Origin of the sequence: Streptomyces sp. KM273126 (assembly GCF_004337435.2) — a bacterium.
Classification (GTDB): Bacteria; Actinomycetota; Actinomycetes; order Streptomycetales; family Streptomycetaceae; genus Streptomyces; species Streptomyces acidicola.
This window is the reverse complement of record NZ_SJXB02000001.1, coordinates 6,186,454-6,205,847: the sequence shown is the minus strand read 5'-3', so window position 1 is coordinate 6,205,847 and position 19,394 is coordinate 6,186,454. Positions and strand designations below refer to the sequence as shown.

Sequence of the window (19,394 nt, the reverse complement as noted above, 5' to 3'; positions counted from 1 at the left end):
AGTTCCTCCTTCCGGACGTCGGAGCGGGCCGAAGCTACTTCGCGGCCGGCGCGTAGTTGTAGATCGGCGGGTACTGGGAGCCCGGCTGGGGCGTCACCCTGACATCCTTCGCGGTCGCGTACGCGTTGGCGATGACGCTCCAGGGGGCGTTCCATGCCTGGTCGACGACGTAGGTGTTGAGTTCCTCGAACAGCGCCTCGCGCTCGGCCCCGGTCGACTTGCCGATGCGGTCGATGAGGTCGTCGGCCTTGGGGTCGCTGTACTTGAAGGGGTTCCAGGTCGACTTCTTCGTCAGCTCCAGCTGGACCTTGTCCCAGGCCGTGGGAGCGCCGAGCTTGAAGTACGACATCGCGTACTCGCCCGACAGCATGGCGCTGAAGATCTGGTCGCCGGGCAGGTTGTCCAGCTTCACCTTGATGCCGATGTCCCTGAGGGACTGGGTGAGGGCGGCCTGCTCCTGCGGGAAGTTCGCGGAGAGGTCCGGGATGGTGACGGCGAAACCGTTGGGGTAACCGGCCTCCGCGAGCAGTTTCCTGGCCTTCTTCGGGTCGTACGAGTAGGTCTCGTCGAGCGCGGCCTTGTGGCCGTCCTCGCCCTTGGCGAAGATCTGCGTGGTGGGCGTGCCGAGTCCGGTCTTGGCCGACTTGATGATCGCCTCCTTGTCGAAGGCGTGGTTGAGGGCCTGGCGGACCTTCAGCTTGCCGAGGGCGGGCACCTTCCTGCCGGCGCGGTCCCAGATGTACAGACCCTCGATGTCGCCGGGCTGGTAGGTGACGACGTTCAGGCCACGGCCCTTGACGGTCGCCACCCGGTTGAGGTTGAGGGTGGCGCCGTCGAGCTGGCCGGACAGCAACGCGTTGGTGCGGGCCGTCGGGTCGGCCAGGTACTTGATGACGATCTTGTCGTAGGGGAACGCCTTGGTGTTCCAGTAGTCGGCGTTACGCGTGTACGTGTACGTCTGCCCGGCCGTGGTCGCGCCCGTGTCCAGCTTGTACGGGCCCGAGCCGACGGGCGTCCGGGGGCTCTTCAGCGCCTTCGGGCTGACGATCATGCCGGAGACCTGGCCCAGCGCGGGCAACAGGGCCGCGGTGGGGTGGCTCAGCCTGATCGCCACGGTGTGGGAGTCGACGATGTCGACGCCGGTGATGTCCTGGATCTCGCCGGCCGCGGAGGCCGTGCCGCTCTTGGTGTGCAGCAGGCTCTTGCGCACGGCGTCCGCGTCGAGGACGGTGCCGTCGGTGAACTTCACTCCCTCGCGCAGTTTCAGCGTCAGGATGGTCTGGGTCTTGTCGTACGACCACGAGGTGGCCAGGTTGGGGGTGGGCTCCCCCTTGGTGTTCAGCCGGATCAGGGTGTCGTACACCGGCTGGTAGTACTGGGACTCGGGGCCCATGCTCGCCTTGGCCAGGTCCCACGGCGTGGCCGTGACCGACTCGGCGAGTGTCAGGGTCCTGTCCCCGCCCGCGGCCTGTGTGCCGCCGCCGCAGGCTGTCACCGTCGCTGTCAGAATTCCCGCGCCGATGAACGCCACTGTCTTGCGCATGTTCTCTCCACCTGTCTCAATCCTTCGGCTCCTGGTCGCCCCGTCTGCGGCCGTGCCCGGCCGGTACTGCTCGTGGTCCGCGTGTCCCGGTCATGGCTACGCGTGCTTGGCGGCCCACTCCCCGCAGAGCCGCACGCTCTCCTCCGGTGTGGGCCTGGCCCCGCGGTCGACCTCGACGATCAGCCAGCCGTCGAAGTCGTCCGGGAGCGCGCCGACGAAGCCCTCGATGTCGGCGTTGCCGTGGCCCGGCTCCGACCACAGCCCCGCCAGGACGGTCCTGCGGTAGTCCCAGCCCGCTTCCCTGGCCTCGGCGGCGAGGTCGAGGTCCAGGTCCTTGATGTGGACGGCCGCCACCCGGTCCGCGTAGTCGCGTACGAGCCCTGCGGCGTCGGCACCCGCCCAGGCCAGGTGGCCCATGTCGGGTCCGAAGCCGAGGACGGAGGCGTCGACCGTGTCGAGGATGAAGCGGGTCTCCTCCTCGGTCTCCGCCCAGGTACCGACATGCGGGTGGAAGGCGGGGGTGATGCCCTGGGCCCGGACGATCCCGGCGATCTCGGCCAGCAGGTCCCGTACGCGCTCCAGCCGTCCCTGGTCGGCGAGGTGGCCGACGGCGGGGTGGGCGACGCGCTCGGCGTCCTTCGCCATCCCCATGGCGAGGAAAACCGTCGGGACGCCAAGTGCGGCGTGCTGTTCCGCGACGCGGGCCGCGGTGTCCCGGAAGGTCCCCCGCTCGGACTCGTCGTCCGTCAGGCGGACAGGGATGTAGCCGGGAGCGGGGCTGATCCCGTACTCGGCGAGTCTGGCGGCGTACGCCTCCGGTGCCATGTCGCCGGGGACCGCACTGTGCAGGGCCGTGATACCCGCGTCGCGGATGACCGCCAGTTGCGCGTCGAGCGAAGGGGCCAGGGAGGGGTCGATCCAGCCGTCGGCGCTCGCGACCCACTGCAGGGGGTTGATGGCGAGGCGGTCCTGCCTGATCTTCATGGGGTTCGGTCCTCTCAGTGGACGGGGCGCGGTTCGGGGCGCTCGCAGCTGCTCTCCGGCGTGACGAAACGTTTCTCTCGTTGCGAGGTCTCGAAGCTCGCCAGGACGTCCAGGACGTGGAAGGCGAACTGCGGGGTCGCGCGGTGCGGTCCGCCGCCGATCGCGCCGGCCAGGTCACGGACGCCGAGTCCGCGCCGGTGCTGCTCGGGGGTGTCGACGGCGCCGAACAACTCGGTGACCGGGGTGAGAACCCGCCACTCCTCGTCCCCGTGCCGCTTGAGGCGTACGTCGCCGTCGAAGAAGTTCGGGTTGGGCAGCGCGAGCGTGCCCTCGGTGCCGTAGATCTCGATGCGCGGGAGCTCGGTGTCCCAGACGTCGAAGCTCATGAGGGTGGTGCCGATGACGCCGGAGGCGAAGGTCAGGGTAGCCGAGGCATGGGTGGTCACCTCGACGGTCACCTCGTCGACGACGCGCCCGGGGCTGGTGACCTTGCGGGTCGGTGCGCCGATACGGGTGGCGGCGGACACCTGGACGACCGGGCCGAGGCAGTTGATGAGGGCGGCCAGGTAGTAGGGGCCCATGTCGAGGACGGGGCCGCCTCCGGGGCCGTAGAAGGCGCGCGGGTCCGGATGCCAGGTCTCGCTGCGGCTGGAGCGTACGAAGGCGGTGGCGCCGACGGCCTCGCCGATCAGGCCGGTGTCGATCGCGTGCCGGGCCGTCTGCACGGCGCTGCCCAGGAAGGTGTCCGGGGCCGACCCCAGCAGCGCCGCACTCCGGCCGGCGGCGTCGAGAACCTCGCGGGCCTCCTCGACCGTGGCCGCGAGCGGCTTCTCGACATAGACGTGCTTGCCCGCCTCCAGCGCCGAGATGACGGTCTTGGCGTGGAACTGCGGCGGGGTGATGTTGACGACGATCTCGACGGAGTCGTCGTCGAGGAGCTGGTCGCCGTCGCCCCAGGCCGGAATGCCGTACTCGTCCGCGGCCTGCTTGGCGCGGGCCGTGTCGACGTCGGCCACACGGACCACCTCCAGCTCCGGGAAGGTCCGCAGGCCCTCGACGTAGCGGCCGAAGATGTTGCCGGCACCCAGGATCCCGATGCGGTGCCGTGCTTGGTTCTGAACCATGAATCTCCTGCAATCGGTCAGTGATTGACGGGTGTCAGGCGACGATGAGAGGCCGCAGGGTCCTGTGGGCGATCTCCAGGCCGGTCTTCACCTTCTCCTCGGTCCCGCTCCAGACGGGGTCCTCGTGCTCGACGGAGAGGGTGCCGGTGAAACCGTGCTCGTACAGCGCGTCGACGACGGCGTTCCAGTCGACCTGGCCGCGGCCCGGGACGCGGTAGCGCCACCAGCCGGTGTCCCAGGGGTCCTCGCGCCGGACCGCCTTGCCGAAGAAGCCGTAGCGGTCGGCCTTGCCCGGCAGGATCTGCAGGTCCTTGGCCTGGGCGTGCACGATCCGGTCCGCGTACGGCGCGATGGTGGTCACCGGGTCGATGCCGATCCAGGTCAGGTGGGACGGGTCCCAGTTGAGGTACAGGCCCAGGGAGAACATCCACTCCCACAGTTCCGGCGAGTAGGCGAGGTTGCCCGGGTAGCCGTCCGGATGCCAGCCCTCCATCACGCAGTTCTCGATGAGGAGCCGTACGCCCCGCTCCCCCGCGTACTCGACGAGCCCGGGAAAGACCTTCTCCGCCTCGGCCAGGTTCTCCGCCACCGGCCGGGTCCAGTCACGGCCCACGAAGGTGCCCGCGAACGGGACGTTCAACGCCGATGCCGCGTCGATGACGTGCTTGAGGTGGGCGTGGATCTCCGCCCGCCGGGCGGGATCGGGGTGGAGGTTGTTCTCGTAGTAGGCGAGGGCGGAGATGTCGAGTCCGTGGCGCGCCATGAGCGCCCTGGTCTCGTCGGCCGACCGGGAGTCGAAGCCGGCCACCGGCAGATGGGCGGCCTCGAAGTCACGGCCGCCGGTGTCCGGCCAGGCGGCGACCTCCAGCGCCTCGTATCCCGCCTCACCCGCCCAGGCGGCGATCTCGGCGAGGGAGAGCTGGGGCAGGCAGGCGGTGAGCATGCCGAGTTTCATGCAACGGTCTCCAGGGTTTCGGGGGTGTCCACGCCGGTCCAGGTGAGCGATGCTGCGGACTTCAGGACGGCCTCGACGATGCGGGCCGAGCGGACCCCGTCCGCACCGGTCGGCAGGCCTTCCGGCGTCTCGCCCCGTACTGCCGCGTAGGCGTCGGCCACGAAGGAGTGGAAGCAGTCGGCGTAGCCCTGCGCATGTCCGGCGGGCAGCCGGGACAGACGGCGCTGCTCGGCCGAGCCGTGGCCCGGGTCCCGGACCAGCACACGGGCTCCGTCCGGTGCGCCGAGCCAGACGGTCTCGGCGTTCTCCTGGTCGAAGACCGCGCTGGCGGCCGCGCCGTCGAGCTCGAACCACAGACGGTTCTTGCGGCCGGCCGACACCTGGGACACTGTCAGCGTGCCGAGCACGCCCTCTCCGGTGCGCATCATCACGGTCGCCACGTCCTCCGTACGAACCTGAACGCGCGGTCCGCCGCCGGAAGCGGTGAAGCTCGCGCCGGTACCGGCCGGCCGGGTGGCGACGGTGGTGCCGAGACGCGCGGTCACTTCGCTGAACCGGACTCCGGCAACCCATTCGACGAGGTCGCACCAGTGGGAGCCGATGTCCGCGAACGCCCGTGACGGCCCGCCCTCGGACGGGTCGACCCGCCACGACATGGCGTCCTCGGACAGCATCCAGTCCTGCAGATAACTGCCGTGGATCACCTGCCACGCCCCGAACTCGCCGCGCAGCCGGCGCTCACGGATCTCCCGGACGAGCGGGTGGTAGCGGTACACGAAGGGCACCGCCAGCACGAGGCCCTCCTCCCGCGCCAGCCGCGTCAGACGTTCCGCGTCGGCGGCCGCCGTGGCGAGCGGCTTTTCGCAGATCACGTGCTTCCCCGCGGCCAGAGCCGCCTCCGCCTGCCGCATATGGAGCGCGTTCGGTGTGCACACGTGGACGACGGAGACGCTGTCGTCGGCGAGCACGGCTTCGAAGTCCGGGTAACGGGCGGGCACTTGCCAGGCATCCGCGACCCGGGCGCTGCGCTCGGGGCTGGAGGCCACCACCCCGGCCAGTTCTCCGCCGGCGGCGCGAATGGCGGCGGCGTGCACGGCACCGATCATCCCGGCCCCCACCACCACTGCCCGAATCGAGACACCCACCGCTGCACCTCCGCCTTCCGGTACTCGACCGCGGTCTGAGCTCCGCGTTGCGCATCACCTTCGTTTAGTTCGCGCATCGCGCACAAGACGCTGCATTTAATTTTTTCCAAGGCCTAAAAGTGGCTGAAATTCAGGCAACATGTCCGCTTAGATCCCCATCGAACAGCACACGGGCACGAGCTATTGACGGGCATAACGAGGCGACATTACGTTCGCTCGAATGCATAAAGATGACGCCCACATCGCGGAAGCGCTTGGCCCCACGTCGGTTCCCCTGGCGCTGCGCCGGGTCCTGGGGCTCGTCGTTTCCGGGCAGGCTACCAACCGGGCGGAGATCGCCCGTCGCAGCGGCCTGGCGCGCTCGACCGTGGGCCAGCAGGTCGACCATCTCGTCGGCACCGGCATCCTGGAGGAGGTCGAGTCCAGACGGTCCGTCCGGGGGCGGCCGCCTCGCGTGCTGACGATCAGCCCGCAGGCCGGGACCGTCGTCGTCGCCGACGTCGATTCCGCGGAATCCCAGGTCGCCATCGCCGACCTCACCCGGCGGGTGATCGCACAGGAGACCGTGGCGGTCCGGATCGGTGCGGGCCCCCGGGCGGTGCTGGACGCGGTCACCGAACGGCTGCAGGAGCTGCTGGAGAAGCACGGGCGCGATCCCGGTCGCGTCCGCCAGGTGGTCGTCGGGCTGCCCGGTCCGGTGGACTTCGAACAGGGGTGCGCGGTGCAACCGACCGGCATGCCCGGCTGGGACGGCTACTCCGTCGCCGCACACCTCCGGGAGCGCCTGCACGCCCCCGTCGTGGTGGACAACGACGTCAATCTGATGGCTCTCGGCGAAGCCGTGCAGGCCCGTATGGAAACCCCGCTCCTGTGCATCAGGATCGGGAGCGGCATCGGCGCGGGGCTCGTCACCGCGGGCGGTGACGTGTACCGCGGCGCAGACGGAGCCGCGGGCGACATCGGCCACATCAGAGCCGTGGGCGGTGGCAACGTGCTGTGCGCGTGCGGCAACGTCGGCTGCGTCGGGGCGCTGGCCTCCCACCGGGCGGTCCTCCGCGGCCTCGGCATCCCCGAGTCGACCGACGACGACCCACTGCACGGTGCCCGCGAACTCGCCCGGCGCATCGCCGACAGCGAGCCGACCGCCCTGCACGCCGTACGACAGGCCGCCACGGAGATCGGCGAGGTGGTGGCCATGCTGGTTCACATGTTCAATCCGCGCACCGTGGTGCTGGCCGGACCGCTCAGCGAACTCCGCGACGACCTCGTCTCGGCCGTACGCGCGGCGGTGTACCAGCGGGCCCTCCCACTGGCCACCCGCAAACTGACCATCACGGCAACCCAGCTCAAACGCAGCTCCGGCCTGCACGGCGGCATCGCCCTCGCCACACAGGACGTCTTCAGTCCGGCGGGCATCGCCCGACTGCTCGCCGACGAGGGGCCGCCGCAGGAGTAACGCGCTCCCGGAGCCGGTGGCGTCGGCCGGCCACAGAAGGCCGCAGCAGGTCGCGGGGGTCGGCGGCACAGAGGCCGGCTGGGCTCGCCGGTTCAGTCGTGAAGCGTGCTGGAGTCCGACGCCGTTGCGCCCCCTTGCTCGGGATGGCGTGCCGCCGCGTGCCGGCCCTGCGGGGGGATGCGATGGTTCCGGTGCTCCAGAAGGGCGGCCCTGGCTTCCAGGGGGCCGGCCATATAGGCGAGGACGCAGGCCGAGGCGATGAAGGCCATGTGGATGATCGTGCCCATGAGCAGCTCCGCGCGTGGGGTGCGGTGGATGTCCACGAACATCTGCAGCAGATGGATCGAGGAGATACCGACGATCGCCATGGCGAGCTTGACCTTGAGCACGTGCGAGAGCCACTCCGGCTGATCACGGTGTCCCTGCAGACCGATGCGGGACACGAACGTCTCGCCTCCGACGATCACCATGACCAGCAGGTTGGCGATCATGACGACGTCCACCAGTTTCAGGACGGTGAGCATCACCAGGTTCTCGTCCGAAGTCCCGGTGACCACCGCACGGATGAGGTTGCCCAGCTCGCCGAAGAACTCGTAGACGTAGACGGCCTGGGCGACCACAAGCCCGAAGTACAACGGGGCTTGCAGCCAGCGGCTGGCGAACAGCGCGTGGCCCAGCGACGGCACGCGCCCGCTCGCCGGGTCCGACACGGCGGACGTGTACCGACCGAAAGTGCGCACTGGTTGTCTCCCGTCCTCGCTCTCCCCCCGGTCAGGGATCAGAACTGCCCAGATGCGCAGCGCTTAGGGATGACACGCGTAGACTTCCTCAATGTGGGTGAAACGCCCCGGGTCAGCGTCGGGTGGCCTCGTCGAGGAGTTCGAGCAGGTGCCGGTAGGGGTGCCCGGTGGCGCGGGTCATGCCGAGTTCGCAGGTGCGGTTGACCGAGGCGTAGGCGGTTGCCGGGTGGTTCCGGACAGCGCGCGACTCGGCCGCGGTGGCGGACGACGTCAGTTCCGGGTGGAGCAGTCCGCGGTCGCCGGCGAAGGCACAGCAGCTCCAGTCCTCCGGCTGCACGACGTCCTCGGCGATGGCGTCGGCCACGCGCAGGAGCGCCGGGTCGATGCCGAGTTGGGTGGAGGAACAGGTGGGGTGCACGACGACGGAGGGGATACGGCGGGCCGCGGGCAGCCGTGGCAGCACCGTTGAGTCGACGAACGCCACCGCGTCCACAACCTGGATGCCCTCTTCGCCGAGCATGCGCGCCAGGCCTTCAGTGCAGGATGCCGCGTCGACGACGACAGGCAGCGCGCCCTCCTCGGTCGCCGAACGCAGCACGGGAACGACCTGCTCGCGCATGACCGCATGGCCGGCGGTGAGGCCCTTGGACTTCCACGGTGTGCCGCAGCACAGGGAGGCGATTCCCTCCGGCACCCGAACCTCGACTCCGGCACGCTCGCACAGGGCCAGGAAGGAGTCCCGGACTCCGGGGCCCGCGTCCGGGTCGGCGGGCCCGAACATCGTCGAGACGCAGGCGGGGAAGTAGACCGCCCGCGGTGTTCCGGCTGCGCGGGCACGTCGTCTCGTGCCGCCGCGCGGAAGCTCCGGGGACCAGGCGGGCACCACGTCCGTGCCGAGCAGTTTCCGCCCTGTGGCCGTGGCTCCGGCAGGCACGGCGTCGGGGGTGGCCCGGGCGAGCGTGAGCGCTCCGGACGCCGCTCTGGTGAAGCCGTCCCAGTGCCGGGCGGCCGAGGCCCACGCCTTCTGTTCGGTCCGGCCTCGTCGTTCGGCGCGCAGTCGCCGGGTGAGGTCCCCGGTGTCGATGAGCACGGGGCAGGCCGTCCGGCACATGCCGTCGACCGCGCAGGTGTCGACGGCGTCGTACTGGTACTCGCGCTCCAACCGGTCGAGCAGGTCGGTGTCCCCGGCTGCCCGGGCGCGGGCGATCTCGCGGCGCAGCACGATCCGCCGGCGTGGTGTCGTGGTCAGGTCCTGGCTGGGGCAGACCGGTTCGCAGTAGCCGCACTCGACACAGCGGTCCACCTCCTCCTCGACGGTGGGTGTGGACTTCAGATGGCTGATGTGGACGGTGGGGTCGTCGGTGAGCAGGACCCCGGGGTTGAGCAGTCCGTGCGGGTCGAGGAGGTGTTTGACCTCCCGCATGACGTCGTGGAGCTCGTCGCCGTACTGGCGGCGGACGTACGGTGCCATGATGCGGCCGGTGCCGTGCTCGGCCTTGAGGGTGCCGCCGTGGCCGAGGACGAGGTCGGCCATGTCGTCGGTGAACGCCAGGTAGCGCTCGACGAGTCGGGGGTCGTCGAAGTCCTCGTTGAGCAGGAAGTGGACGTTGCCGTCTTTGGCGTGGCCGAAGATGACGCTGCCGGTGTAGCCGTGGCGGTCGAACAGTTCGGTGAGGTCCGCGCAGGTGGGCAGCAGCCGGGCGACGGGGACGGCGATGTCCTCCAGCAGGGCCGTCGTGCCGGAGGGGCGTGCCCCGGCGACCGCGGCGTAGAGGCCCTTGCGGATGTGCCAGAGGGCGGCCCGTGTGTCCGGTTCGGCGCTCAGCTCTCCGGGGGCGGTCAGGGGGAGGCCGCGCAGGACGTGCCTGGCGTCCGCGATCCGGTCGTCCAGGGCCTCGGCGGTCGGCTCCTGGTACTCGACGAGGAGTGCCGTGTGGTCCCGGACGGTCAGGTCCCGGAGTGCTTCGGTGGCCCCCGGGTCGCGTTGGGCGACCCGCAGGCTCGTGGCGTCGAGGAGTTCGACGGTCGCGAACCCGGCGGCGACCAGCTCGGGCAGGGCGCCGGTCGCCGCCGCGAGATCGGGGAAGAGGAGCAGTCCGGTGGCCGCGTGCGGGTGGGCCGGAACGGTGCGGAAGGTCGCCTCGGCGACGAAGGCGAGGGTGCCTTCGCTGCCGATGACCAGGTGGGTGAGGATGTCGACCGGGCGGGTGTGGTCGACGAAGGAGTTCACGCCGTAGCCCATGGTGTTCTTGATGGCGTAGAGGCGGCGGATCGTCCCTACGGACGCGGGGTTGCCGCGCACACGGTCCCGCAGTCGCACGAGTCCGTCGTGGATGCGCGGTTCGAGCGTGCGCAGGCGGTCGTCGGCGTCGGGGGCGCCGGTGTCGACGACCGTGCCGCTCGGCAGCACGAGGACGGCCGACTCCAGCGTGCGGTAGGTGTTGAGTTCGGTGCCGCAGGCCATGCCACTGGAGTTGTTGGCGACGACACCGCCGATGGTGCAGGCGGTCTCGCTGGCCGGGTCGGGGCCGAGCTTGCGGCCGTACCGGGCGAGGCGGGTGTTCACCGCCCTTACGGTGGCGCCGGGTTGGACCCGTACGCGGGCGCCGTCGTCGAGGATCTCGATGCCGCGGAAGCCTCGGCGGGTGTCCACGAGGATCCCGCCGCCCGTGGCCTGACCCGAGAGGCTGGTGCCGCCGGAGCGGAACGTCATCGACAGCCCGTGGGCGGCACTCGTGCGCAGCAGCTCGGACACCTGGGCCGCGTCCTTCGGGGTGACCACGGCCTGCGGCACGAGCAGGTAGTGCGAGGCGTCGTGGGCGAAGGCGAGCCGGTCGGAGGCGCGCGCGGTGACCGCGCCCGGTACCGCCGCTTCCAGGCGCGCGAGGAGCACGGCGTCGGCGGTGAGGAGCCCGCCGTCACGGTCAGTGCGACTCACGTGTCACCTCGGAGCCGCTGGAGCCGACGAGGAAGTCGAGGTCGGCGCCGGTGTCGGCCTGCTGGACGTGGTCGACGTAGAGCCGTTCCCAGCCGCGGCGGGGGTTGGCGAAGCCGGTGGTGGTGGCCTCGCCCGGGGTCCTGCGGGCGAGTTCATCGGCGGGTACGTCGACGTCGATGCGGCGGGCCTCGACGTCGAGGGTGATGAAGTCCCCGGTCCGTACGAGGGCGAGGGGGCCGCCGGCCGCGGCCTCGGGGGCCACGTGCAGGACGACCGTGCCGTACGCGGTGCCGCTCATCCGGCCGTCGCAGACCCGGACCATGTCGCGGACGCCCTGCTCCAGCAGCTTCCTCGGCAGCGGCATGTTCGAGACCTCGGGCATGCCCGGGTAGCCCTTGGGGCCGCAGCCGCGCAGGACGAGGACGGACGTCTCGTCCACGTCGAGTGCGGGGTCGTCGATGCGGGCGTGGAAGTCCTCTATGGAGTCGAAGACGACGGCCCGGCCGCGAGCCTTGAGCAGGTGCGGGGAGGCGGCGGCCGGTTTGATGAGGGCGCCGTCGGGGGCGAGGTTGCCGCGCAGGACGGCGATGCCGCCCTCGGCGACCAGCGGTTCGGCGCGGGTGCGGATGACCTCGCCGTCCCAGATCGGGGCGTCGTCGAGGAAGTCGGCCAAGGGGGTGCCGGTGACGGTCAGCGCGTCGGGGTCGAGCAGGTCGCGCACCTCGCGCAGGACGGCGAGCAGGCCTCCGGCGCGGTGGAAGTCCTCCATGAGGAAGCGGCCGGCCGGCTGGAGGTCGACCAGGACCGGCACGCGGGAGCCGATGCGGTCGAAGTCGTCGAGGGACAGGTCGATGCCCAGTCGGCCCGCGATGGCCAAGAGGTGGACGACGGCGTTGGTGGAACCGCCGATGGCGGCCAGCGCGACGATCGCGTTGTGGAAGGACGCCTTGGTCAGGAACGTCCCGGGGCGGCGGTCGGCACCGACCATGTCCACCGCGAGCCGGCCGGTGTGGTGCGCGGCCTCCAGCAGACGGCTGTCGGGGGCGGGGGTTCCGGCCGTACCGGGCACGATCGTGCCCAGTGCCTCGGCGACGAGAGCCATCGTCGAGGCGGTGCCCATGGTGTTGCAGTGCCCGCGGCTGCGGATCATCGCCGACTCGGACCGGGTGAACTCCCCCTGGGAGAGGGTCCCGGCCCGGACCTCCTCCGACAGCTGCCACACTCCGGTGCCGCAGCCCAGCAGGCCCCCGCGGAAGGTGCCGTTGAGCATCGGGCCACCGGGTACGACGACGGCGGGCAGGTCCACGGAGGCGGCGGCCATCAGCAGCGACGGGATCGTCTTGTCGCAGCCGCCCAACAGGACGACGCCGTCGATGGGGTTGGCGCGCAGCATCTCCTCCGTGGCCATCGCGGCCATGTTGCGCCAGAGCATGGCCGTGGGACGCACGTTCGTCTCGCCGAGCGACACCACAGGCAGGTCCAGCGGGATGCCACCCGCCTCGTACACGCCGTTGCGCACCGAGGCCGCGACCTCGTTCAGATGCGCGTTGCAGGGAGTCAGGTCCGATGCCGTGTTGGCGATGGCGATCTGCGGCCGGCCGGTGAAGGCGTCACCCGGCACACCGCGTCGCATCCACGCGCGGTGGATATAGGCGTTGCGGTCCTGCCCCTCGTACCAGTGCGCGCTGCGGAGCGTCACCCTTGAGCCCCTTCCAATAAACGGTACAGCGGTCTAAAGTCTGGAACGCCATGGAGCATACGCAGACGTACGACGATTCGACAGCCCCCGGCGAGGACGGCGTGGCAGGCGCCGAGGGCGGCCGCCTCGTCGGCTCGGACCGGGTGCTCGCCGTCCTCAAGGAGCTCGCTCGCCATCCCGACGGCGTGGGGCTGGAGGAGCTGACGCGTGCGATGGGCAGCCCCAAGCCGACCGTGCACCGGGCACTCGGCGCACTGCGCCGGGCAGGGCTGGCCTGCCAGGACGCCCGCGGCCGCTACGTACTCGGCGACGAGTTCCTGCGCATGGCCTTCGCCCACCACGAGGCGCGGCCCGAGCACGTCCGCGTCCGCCCCGTGCTCGCGGCGCTGGCGCACCGGTTCGGCGAGACCGCGCACTACGCGGTCCTCGACGGGCACGAGGTCGTCTACCGCGCCAAGGTCGACCCGCCCTCCGGTGCCGTCCGGCTGACGTCGACGATCGGCGGACGCAATCCCGCCCACACCACCGCCGTCGGCAAACTGCTGCTCACCCGGCAGTTGAACTCCCTGAAGGAGGTCGAGGCGTGGACCGGCGGCTCCCCCCTGGAGCGTCGCACGCCACGGACCCTGTGCGCGGCGGCCGACCTGCACCGTGAGCTGGAGGCCACCCGCGAACGGGGCTACGGCGTCGACGACCAGGAGAACGAGACCGGCGTCAACTGCCTCGCCCTGCCCGTGTACCTCACCTCACCGACGACCCCCTCCGGAGCCGTGAGCGTCAGCGCGCTGGCGTACCGGACGCCCCTGGACACCCTGGTCGACTCGCTCGACGAGATCCGGGCGCTGCTCGGCCCCCTCGGCGAGCCCCACCGCTGAAGACGGCGCGGTCGAGCCGCCGCCGCATGCCCCGCCGGGACCACCCCGCCGGGCGCCCCCGGTCATCCACCACACCGCCCCGCACCCTGGAGTCAGACCCGTGTACCTCATGCGCATCGGCGCCCCCGGCGCAGAGAAGCCCGTCGCCCGTATCGACGACGAGACGTACGTCGACCTCTCCGACGTCGTCACGGACTTCGACGAGGCGTTCTTCGAGTCGGGCGGCATCGACCGCCTCCGCCCCGTCGTGACCGAGCGGACGCAGGCGGGCCGGGTGTCCCGCTTCGCCGGGGAACGCGTCGGCGCCCCCATCGCCCGTCCGCACCAGATCCTGTGCATCGGCCTCAACTACCGTGACCACGCCGCCGAGAGCGGCATGCCCGTCCCCGACGAGCCGATCCTGTTCACCAAGTCACCCAACACCCTCATCGGCCCGGGCGACGACGTGCGCATCCCCCGCGGCTCCACCAAGACCGACTGGGAGGTGGAGCTCGGCATCGTGATCGGCCGCCGCACCAGCTACCTGGACTCGGTGGAGGAAGCACGCGACGCCATCGCCGGCTATGTGGTCGTCAACGACGTCAGCGAGCGCTCCTTCCAGTTGGAACGCGGCGGGCAGTGGGCCAAGGGCAAGTCCGCCGAGACGTTCAACCCCGCGGGCCCCTGGCTCGCCACGACCGACGAGATCGACGACGTCCTCGCCCTGGACATGTGGCTGGACGTCAACGGCGTGCGCCGGCAGACCGGCAGCACCAAGACGATGATCTTCGACCCGTACTTCATCGTGCACTACCTCAGCCAGTTCCTCGTCCTGGAGCCCGGCGACCTGATCAACACCGGCACCCCGCCCGGCGTCGGCATGGGCCTCACCCCGCCCGTCTACCTCCAGGAGGGCGACGTGATGGAGCTGGGCATCAAGCATCTCGGCACCCAGCGCCAGCACGTCCTCGGTCCCCGGTGAGCCGTCGGCTGATGCGCGCGTTCGTCCTGACCGCCCCCGGCGCCTACGAGGTCCAGGACCTCCCGGCGCCCGTGGCGGGCCCCGGTGAGGTCGTCGTCGACGTCGAGCGGGTCGGCGTGTGCGGCACCGACGTGGAGTTCTTCAGCGGCGCCATGGCCTACCTCCACCAGGGACACTCCTCCTACCCGATGCGGCCGGGCCACGAGTGGGCCGGCCGGGTGACGGCGGTCGGCGACGGCGTCGACCCGGGCTGGCTCGGCCGCCGCGTCATGGGCGACACGATGCTCGGCTGCGGCATCTGCCGCCGCTGCCGACGTGGCCACCAGCACGTGTGCGAGAAACGGCAGGAGGTCGGCATCCGAGGGGGCCGGGCCGGTGCCCTGGCGGAGCAACTCGCCGTTCCCGCCTCCTCGTTGCATGCCCTGCCCGACTCCGTCGACGCCGTGCTCGGCGCGCTCGTGGAGCCGGGCGGCAACGCCCTGCGCGCCGCGCAGGCCGCCGCGCAGGCCCCCGGGGACCGCGCCCTGGTCCTGGGTCCGGGGACGATCGGGCTGCTGGTCGCGATGTTCCTCCGTGCCACCGGTACGGAAGTCCATCTCATGGGCCGCACCGACAGTTCCCTCGCCTTCGCCCGCGATCTGGGCTTCGACCACGTATGGACGGAGGACTCCGTGCCGGACCTGCCGTTCGACGCGGTCGTCGACGCGTCCAACGCCGCCCATCTTCCGGACAGAGCCCTGGAGTTGGTCGAGCCGGCCGGCCGCCTCGTGTACGTCGGGCTGGCCGGCGAACCCAGCAGGATCGACACCCGCAGGCTCGCCCTGAAGGACGTGACCGCGGTGGGCGTCCTGTCCGCCTCCCCCGGACTCGACGCCACCATCCAGGCGTACGCCGCCGGTTCGGTCGACCCCAGGCCGCTCGTCGCCGCCACGCTGAGCCTCGACGAGGTCGGCCCCGTGCTCGCCGGTGAGCGACCGGCCGGCGCCGGGCCCGGACCCAAGATCCACGTCAACCCCCGACTCGGCCCAGCGAGGACAGCTTCATGAACGACTTCCACGGCGTCGGCGCGATCGTCACCGGGGGCACCGGCGGCATCGGCGGCGCCACGGCCACCCTCCTGCGCGAGCGCGGCGCGCGAGTGGCCGTCCTGGACCTGCGAATCGACGACGCGCCGGACGGAGTGCACGCCGTACGCTGCGACATCACCGATCCCGTGGCGGTCGACGAAGCCGTCGCCACCGCCGTCGACCGCCTGGGCTCGCTCGACGTCCTGGTCAACAACGCCGGTATCGGAGCGGTCGGCGACATCGCGCAGAACGACGACGCCGAGTGGGCCCGGGTCCTCGACGTCAACGTCACCGGCATCGCCAGAGTCACCCGGGCGGCCCTCCCTCATCTGCTCCGCTCGCCGCACCCGGCGATCGTCAACACCTGCTCGGCCGTCGCGTACGTCGGCGTACGCCAACGCGCCCTCTACAGCGCCAGCAAAGGCGCCGTGCACGCGCTGACCCTCGCCATGGCCGCCGACCACGCCGCCGACGGCATCCGCGTCAACGCCGTCGCCCCCGGCACCGCCGACACTCCGTGGGTGGCACGCCTGCTGGAGGGCACCGACGACCCCGACACGGCGGCCCGCGACCTGCGGGCACGCCAGCCACTGGGCCGGCTGGTGACCGCCGAGGAGGTGGCCGACGCCATCGTGTCACTCGCCTCCCCCACCGCCGGTGCCACCACCGGCACGATCCTGCGCGTAGACGGAGGCATGACCAGCCTGCGCCTGTGACCGCCCGGTCCCGGTTCGAGTTCCTCAGTAGCTCCTGAACAACAGCTGATTCACCTGGCTGAGGCGCGTCACCCCGGAGTGTGATTCCGGCGGCCCTGCGCGCCGGGCGCTGAGAGAGGGCGGGTGGACGTGGGCATCGTTGCGGATTCGTACGGGGCTGCGGAGCGGTGGTCCCGCAGAGCCGTTGGAGGGCGCATGCTCGGCACAGACTTCACGCATGGATCACCCTGCTGGATCGACCTCGGCAGTCCGGACACCGAGCGGGCGACCGCCTTCTACGGCGGCGTCTTCGGCTGGCGGTTCGTCTCCGCCGGGCCCGAGGCCGGCGGGTACGGGTTCTTCCAGAAGGACGGAAGCACCGTCGCCGCACTGGGCCGGCTCACCGAGGAGGGCGCGAGCACGGCCTGGACGGTGTACTTCCGCACCGACGACGCCCGGGCCACGGCCGAGGCCGTCGAGCGGGGCGGCGGCACAGTCCGGGTCGCGCCCATGAACATGGGAGAGGCGCGGATGGCTCAGTTCACCGACCCCCAGGGGGCCCGGTTCGCGGTGTTGCAGCCGGGCGGGACGCCAGGCGGGCTGGAGAGGACGTCCGAGGACGACACCCTGCTGTGGGTGGAGCTCCACGTACCCGACCCGGTGGCCGGGATCGGCTTCTACCGCGGCCTCTTCGGCTGGCGCTCGGAGGAGATGCAGGCGCCCGGGATGACGTACCGAGTGCTCAGCCTGCGGGACGGGGACCAGCAGGCCACATCCTTCGGCGGGGTCGCCCCGCTCCAGGACGGCGGCCTCGGGGCGCGCTGGGTGCCGTACTTCGCCGTGGCGGACGCCGACGACGTCGTGCGGAAGACGCAGGAGAACGGTGGCTCGGTGCTGATGCCGGCGTCGGACGTGCCGGACGTCGGCAGGATCGCGTGGCTGGCGGACACCTCGGGCGCGGTGTTCGCGGTGCTCAAGCCGAACCCCCGGCAGGCGTAGCCGAGCGCGCCTCCGGACGATCGCCGCGCAGGCGGGAGCGGTGCTTTCGGCCTACGGTGGTCCGAGAGGACCGACGAGAACCGACGAGAGCCGAACCGATGTCGCGGAGGAGGGTGCGGTGGAGGAACACTTCGTCTGGGTGACGACACGCCGTCTTCAGCCGAGCTCGCTGGAGGAGTTCGAGCGTGCCTGGCGGCCGGACCCCTACCCGCAGAGTCTGCGCCGCGCCTACGCGTACTGGTCCGAGGACGGGGAGGAGATCACCGGCGTGTCGTTCTGGGAGTCGAAAGAGGCGTGCGACACCTGGCGGGCTTCCGAGCCGGAGACGCAGCGGCGTGCGGCCATGGCCCCTTACGTCGTCGAGGAGTGGGAAGGCTTCTACCGGGGCCGTGAACTCACGGTCCCCCGGCGGTAGTCGAGGCGATCAGGGGCGGCCCCGGACTTCCGTGCGGAGTGCCGCCGGTCGCCTCACGGAGACGGCAGGGACGACGGGGACGACGGGGACGCAAAACGGTCCGGCCCTCCCGCCGGAGGGCCGGACCGTTGCACTGCCCGGTCCGGAACCGCTGGATACGGCCGGGTCAGCGGCTCTTGAGTCCGAGAGACAGCTCAGGGAATGGTGACGCTGATCCCGCCGCCGTCCTCCACTTCCACTTCCTGGCCGGCCTGCTCGTTGCCGACGCCCTGCTGCCCGTCGCCGACACCCTGCTCCTGACCGGCACCGACGTCCTGGCCCGCACCGGCCTCTTCGCCCGCACCGGCACCCTGACCGGCACCGGCGTCGCCGCCCGCGCCAGCCTCGCCACCGGCGCCCGCTTCCTCACCGGCGCCCGCTTCTCCGCCGGCACCCGCTTCCTCACCAGCGCCCGCTTCTCCGCCGGCGCCCCCTTCCTCACCGGCACCGGCCTCGCCGCCGCCGGCCGCGCCGCCGTCACCGAGGGTCGCACCGGTCGCCTCCAGGGCGGTCGTGACCGGCTGGAAGAACGTCTCACCGCCGACGGTGCAGTCCCCGCTGCCACCGGAGGTCAGGCCGATGGCGCTGCCGTCCGCGGTGAACAGGGAGCCGCCGCTGTCGCCCGGCTCGGCGCAGACGTTCGTCTGGATGAGCCCGGTGACCGTGCCCTCGGGGTAGTTGACCGTGGCGTTGAGGCCCGTGACCTCGCCGTCGCTGAGGCCGGTGGTGGAGCCCATGCGGATGACCGGCTGGCCGACGGTCGCCTCGGCGGCCTGGGTTATCTCCACGAGCTGGCCGTCGCCGGTGTTCACGGCGCTGCCCGCCTGGGTGGCCGGGTCGTCGTAGTTGACCAGCGCGAAGTCGCCCGCGCCGGGGAAGGTGGCCGTCTGCGCGTCGACCGTGCCGATCGGCGCGCCGTTCTCCTCCTCCGACCACTCGGCGGCCGCGACACCGCAGTGACCCGCGGTCAGGAAGGCGGGGTCGCCCTCGGAGTTGGTCACGTTGAAGCCGAGCGAGCAGCGCGCGCCGCCGCCGAAGATGGCGTCACCGCCGTCGGCGAAGATCTTGAAGGTACCCTCGGACTTCTTGACCGTCGCAACACCGTCGCCGAGCGCCTGCACCGTCGACTGCAGTCTGTTCCACGTGTCACCGGTGACGGTGGAGTCCGCGGTGACCCGGACCTCGTTGGTCTTCGGGTCGACGGCCCAGGCGGTGCCCGGGATCGTCGCGTCCGCCTTCAGCGTCTTCTCGGCCGCGTCGATCGCGGCGAGGCTGTTCTGCACCTCGTTCGGGACGGCGCCGGCATCCTTGATCTGCTGGATCACCTGACTGTTGTCGCCGACCACATTGATGATGATCTGCTTCTGGTCACCGTCGTAGTACGAGCCGGCGAACGCCTCACCGAGCAGTTCGGAGAGCTGCGCTGCCACGTCCGGGACGTCGGCCGCCGTGAACGTCTTGGGGGTGGCGGCCTCACTGTCGTCCGACTGACCCGCCATGGCGTTCGGGATGATCAGTGCCGCCGCTCCGAGCGCCACCACGCTTCCTGCCGCGATGACAGCCTTGCGCTTGGGTGTGCGTTTGTGACTCAACTCTGAACCTCCTGGGGACGGGGCCAGGGCCACCGTCCGGAAGTGACTGGGGCGCCTGGATGCCTGTTGATACGCACATGCCGCGTGGGGTGTTCAACGCTCGTAAGAATCAGTTCAGGGCACTGGCCCCCTCCAGGACAGAGAAGATCATTTCCGCGAACTTCCCC

General features: G+C 71.1%; 16 protein-coding genes. 7 read left to right on the top strand and 9 right to left on the bottom strand.

The window, feature by feature from the left end:
• Positions 1-34: 34 nt before the first annotated feature.
• The 5 genes from E0500_RS26500 to E0500_RS26480 form a co-directional block, all read right to left on the bottom strand.
• Positions 35-1,543 carry an ABC transporter substrate-binding protein gene (locus E0500_RS26500; RefSeq protein ID WP_131557737.1) on the bottom strand — a complete coding sequence of 503 codons (1,509 nt, stop codon included), beginning with the start codon at positions 1,541-1,543 and terminating at the stop codon, positions 35-37.
• A gap of 96 nt (positions 1,544-1,639) precedes the next feature.
• A complete protein-coding gene (locus E0500_RS26495) occupies positions 1,640-2,527 on the bottom strand; it encodes a sugar phosphate isomerase/epimerase (protein ID WP_131557739.1) in 888 nt (295 codons plus the stop codon).
• A gap of 14 nt (positions 2,528-2,541) precedes the next feature.
• Complete coding sequence (locus tag E0500_RS26490) at positions 2,542-3,651, bottom strand: Gfo/Idh/MocA family protein (protein WP_131557740.1); 1,110 nt, start codon at positions 3,649-3,651, stop codon at positions 2,542-2,544.
• 34 nt (positions 3,652-3,685) lie between these two features.
• Positions 3,686-4,606 carry a sugar phosphate isomerase/epimerase gene (locus E0500_RS26485; RefSeq protein ID WP_131557742.1) on the bottom strand — a complete coding sequence of 307 codons (921 nt, stop codon included), beginning with the start codon at positions 4,604-4,606 and terminating at the stop codon, positions 3,686-3,688.
• On the bottom strand, positions 4,603-5,751 hold the full coding sequence (locus E0500_RS26480) for a Gfo/Idh/MocA family protein (RefSeq protein ID WP_131557744.1): 1,149 nt from the start codon (positions 5,749-5,751) through the stop codon (positions 4,603-4,605). Before E0500_RS26480 ends, E0500_RS26485 begins: the two co-directional genes overlap by 4 nt.
• Positions 5,752-5,971: 220 nt before the next feature.
• Between E0500_RS26480 and E0500_RS26475 the strand changes: the two genes are divergently transcribed.
• The gene (locus E0500_RS26475) at positions 5,972-7,207 is read left to right on the top strand and encodes an ROK family transcriptional regulator (protein ID WP_131557746.1); all 1,236 of its coding nucleotides are present in this window, start codon (positions 5,972-5,974) and stop codon (positions 7,205-7,207) included.
• A gap of 92 nt (positions 7,208-7,299) precedes the next feature.
• On the opposite strand, the gene E0500_RS26470 is transcribed toward E0500_RS26475, so the two are convergent.
• The 3 genes from E0500_RS26470 to E0500_RS26460 all read right to left on the bottom strand — a co-directional run bounded on the left by E0500_RS26470 (position 7,300) and on the right by E0500_RS26460 (position 12,584).
• Positions 7,300-7,947 carry a TIGR00645 family protein gene (locus tag E0500_RS26470; RefSeq protein ID WP_131557748.1) on the bottom strand — a complete coding sequence of 216 codons (648 nt, stop codon included), beginning with the start codon at positions 7,945-7,947 and terminating at the stop codon, positions 7,300-7,302.
• A 112-nt stretch (positions 7,948-8,059) separates the two neighbouring features.
• Positions 8,060-10,885 (bottom strand): FAD-binding and (Fe-S)-binding domain-containing protein, encoded by a 2,826-nt coding sequence (locus tag E0500_RS26465; RefSeq protein ID WP_131557749.1) that lies wholly within the window; start codon positions 10,883-10,885, stop codon positions 8,060-8,062.
• Complete coding sequence (locus E0500_RS26460; protein ID WP_131557751.1) at positions 10,872-12,584, bottom strand: IlvD/Edd family dehydratase; 1,713 nt, start codon at positions 12,582-12,584, stop codon at positions 10,872-10,874. The genes E0500_RS26465 and E0500_RS26460 overlap by 14 nt, the downstream gene beginning before the upstream one ends.
• 50 nt (positions 12,585-12,634) lie before the next feature.
• Here E0500_RS26460 and E0500_RS26455 point away from each other — a divergent pair, with 50 nt between their 5' ends.
• The 6 genes from E0500_RS26455 to E0500_RS26430 all read left to right on the top strand — a co-directional run bounded on the left by E0500_RS26455 (position 12,635) and on the right by E0500_RS26430 (position 17,596).
• Positions 12,635-13,459 carry an IclR family transcriptional regulator gene (locus tag E0500_RS26455; RefSeq protein WP_131557753.1) on the top strand — a complete coding sequence of 275 codons (825 nt, stop codon included), beginning with the start codon at positions 12,635-12,637 and terminating at the stop codon, positions 13,457-13,459.
• A gap of 100 nt (positions 13,460-13,559) precedes the next feature.
• A complete protein-coding gene (locus tag E0500_RS26450; RefSeq protein ID WP_131557755.1) occupies positions 13,560-14,420 on the top strand; it encodes a fumarylacetoacetate hydrolase family protein in 861 nt (286 codons plus the stop codon).
• Positions 14,421-14,431: 11 nt separating this feature from the next.
• On the top strand, positions 14,432-15,466 hold the full coding sequence (locus E0500_RS26445) for a zinc-binding dehydrogenase (RefSeq protein ID WP_131557757.1): 1,035 nt from the start codon (positions 14,432-14,434) through the stop codon (positions 15,464-15,466).
• Complete coding sequence (locus E0500_RS26440) at positions 15,463-16,203, top strand: SDR family NAD(P)-dependent oxidoreductase (RefSeq protein WP_131557759.1); 741 nt, start codon at positions 15,463-15,465, stop codon at positions 16,201-16,203. The genes E0500_RS26445 and E0500_RS26440 overlap by 4 nt, the downstream gene beginning before the upstream one ends.
• Positions 16,204-16,398: 195 nt before the next feature.
• Positions 16,399-17,181, top strand: a complete 783-nt coding sequence (locus E0500_RS26435) for a VOC family protein (RefSeq protein WP_131557761.1) — start codon at positions 16,399-16,401, stop codon at positions 17,179-17,181.
• A 118-nt stretch (positions 17,182-17,299) separates the two neighbouring features.
• Positions 17,300-17,596, top strand: coding sequence for a hypothetical protein (locus E0500_RS26430; protein WP_131557763.1), 297 nt, complete (start codon positions 17,300-17,302; stop codon positions 17,594-17,596).
• 194 nt (positions 17,597-17,790) lie between these two features.
• Here the strand turns inward: E0500_RS26430 and E0500_RS26425 are convergent, their stop codons facing one another.
• The gene (locus E0500_RS26425) at positions 17,791-19,227 is read right to left on the bottom strand and encodes a S1 family peptidase (RefSeq protein WP_220140609.1); all 1,437 of its coding nucleotides are present in this window, start codon (positions 19,225-19,227) and stop codon (positions 17,791-17,793) included.
• Positions 19,228-19,394: the final 167 nt, after the last annotated feature.

Excerpts from the sequence above, each read along its gene's own strand:
- E0500_RS26500 (WP_131557737.1), bottom strand. The coding sequence starts at position 1,543 with ATGCGCAAGACAGTGGCGTTCATCGGCGCGGGAATTCTGACAGCGACG.
- E0500_RS26495 (WP_131557739.1), bottom strand. The coding sequence starts at position 2,527 with ATGAAGATCAGGCAGGACCGCCTCGCCATCAACCCCCTGCAGTGGGTC.
- E0500_RS26490 (WP_131557740.1), bottom strand. The coding sequence starts at position 3,651 with ATGGTTCAGAACCAAGCACGGCACCGCATCGGGATCCTGGGTGCCGGC.
- E0500_RS26485 (WP_131557742.1), bottom strand. The coding sequence starts at position 4,606 with ATGAAACTCGGCATGCTCACCGCCTGCCTGCCCCAGCTCTCCCTCGCC.
- E0500_RS26475 (WP_131557746.1), top strand. The coding sequence starts at position 5,972 with ATGCATAAAGATGACGCCCACATCGCGGAAGCGCTTGGCCCCACGTCG.
- E0500_RS26455 (WP_131557753.1), top strand. The coding sequence starts at position 12,635 with ATGGAGCATACGCAGACGTACGACGATTCGACAGCCCCCGGCGAGGAC.
- E0500_RS26445 (WP_131557757.1), top strand. The coding sequence starts at position 14,432 with ATGCGCGCGTTCGTCCTGACCGCCCCCGGCGCCTACGAGGTCCAGGAC.
- E0500_RS26440 (WP_131557759.1), top strand. The coding sequence starts at position 15,463 with ATGAACGACTTCCACGGCGTCGGCGCGATCGTCACCGGGGGCACCGGC.
- E0500_RS26435 (WP_131557761.1), top strand. The coding sequence starts at position 16,399 with ATGCTCGGCACAGACTTCACGCATGGATCACCCTGCTGGATCGACCTC.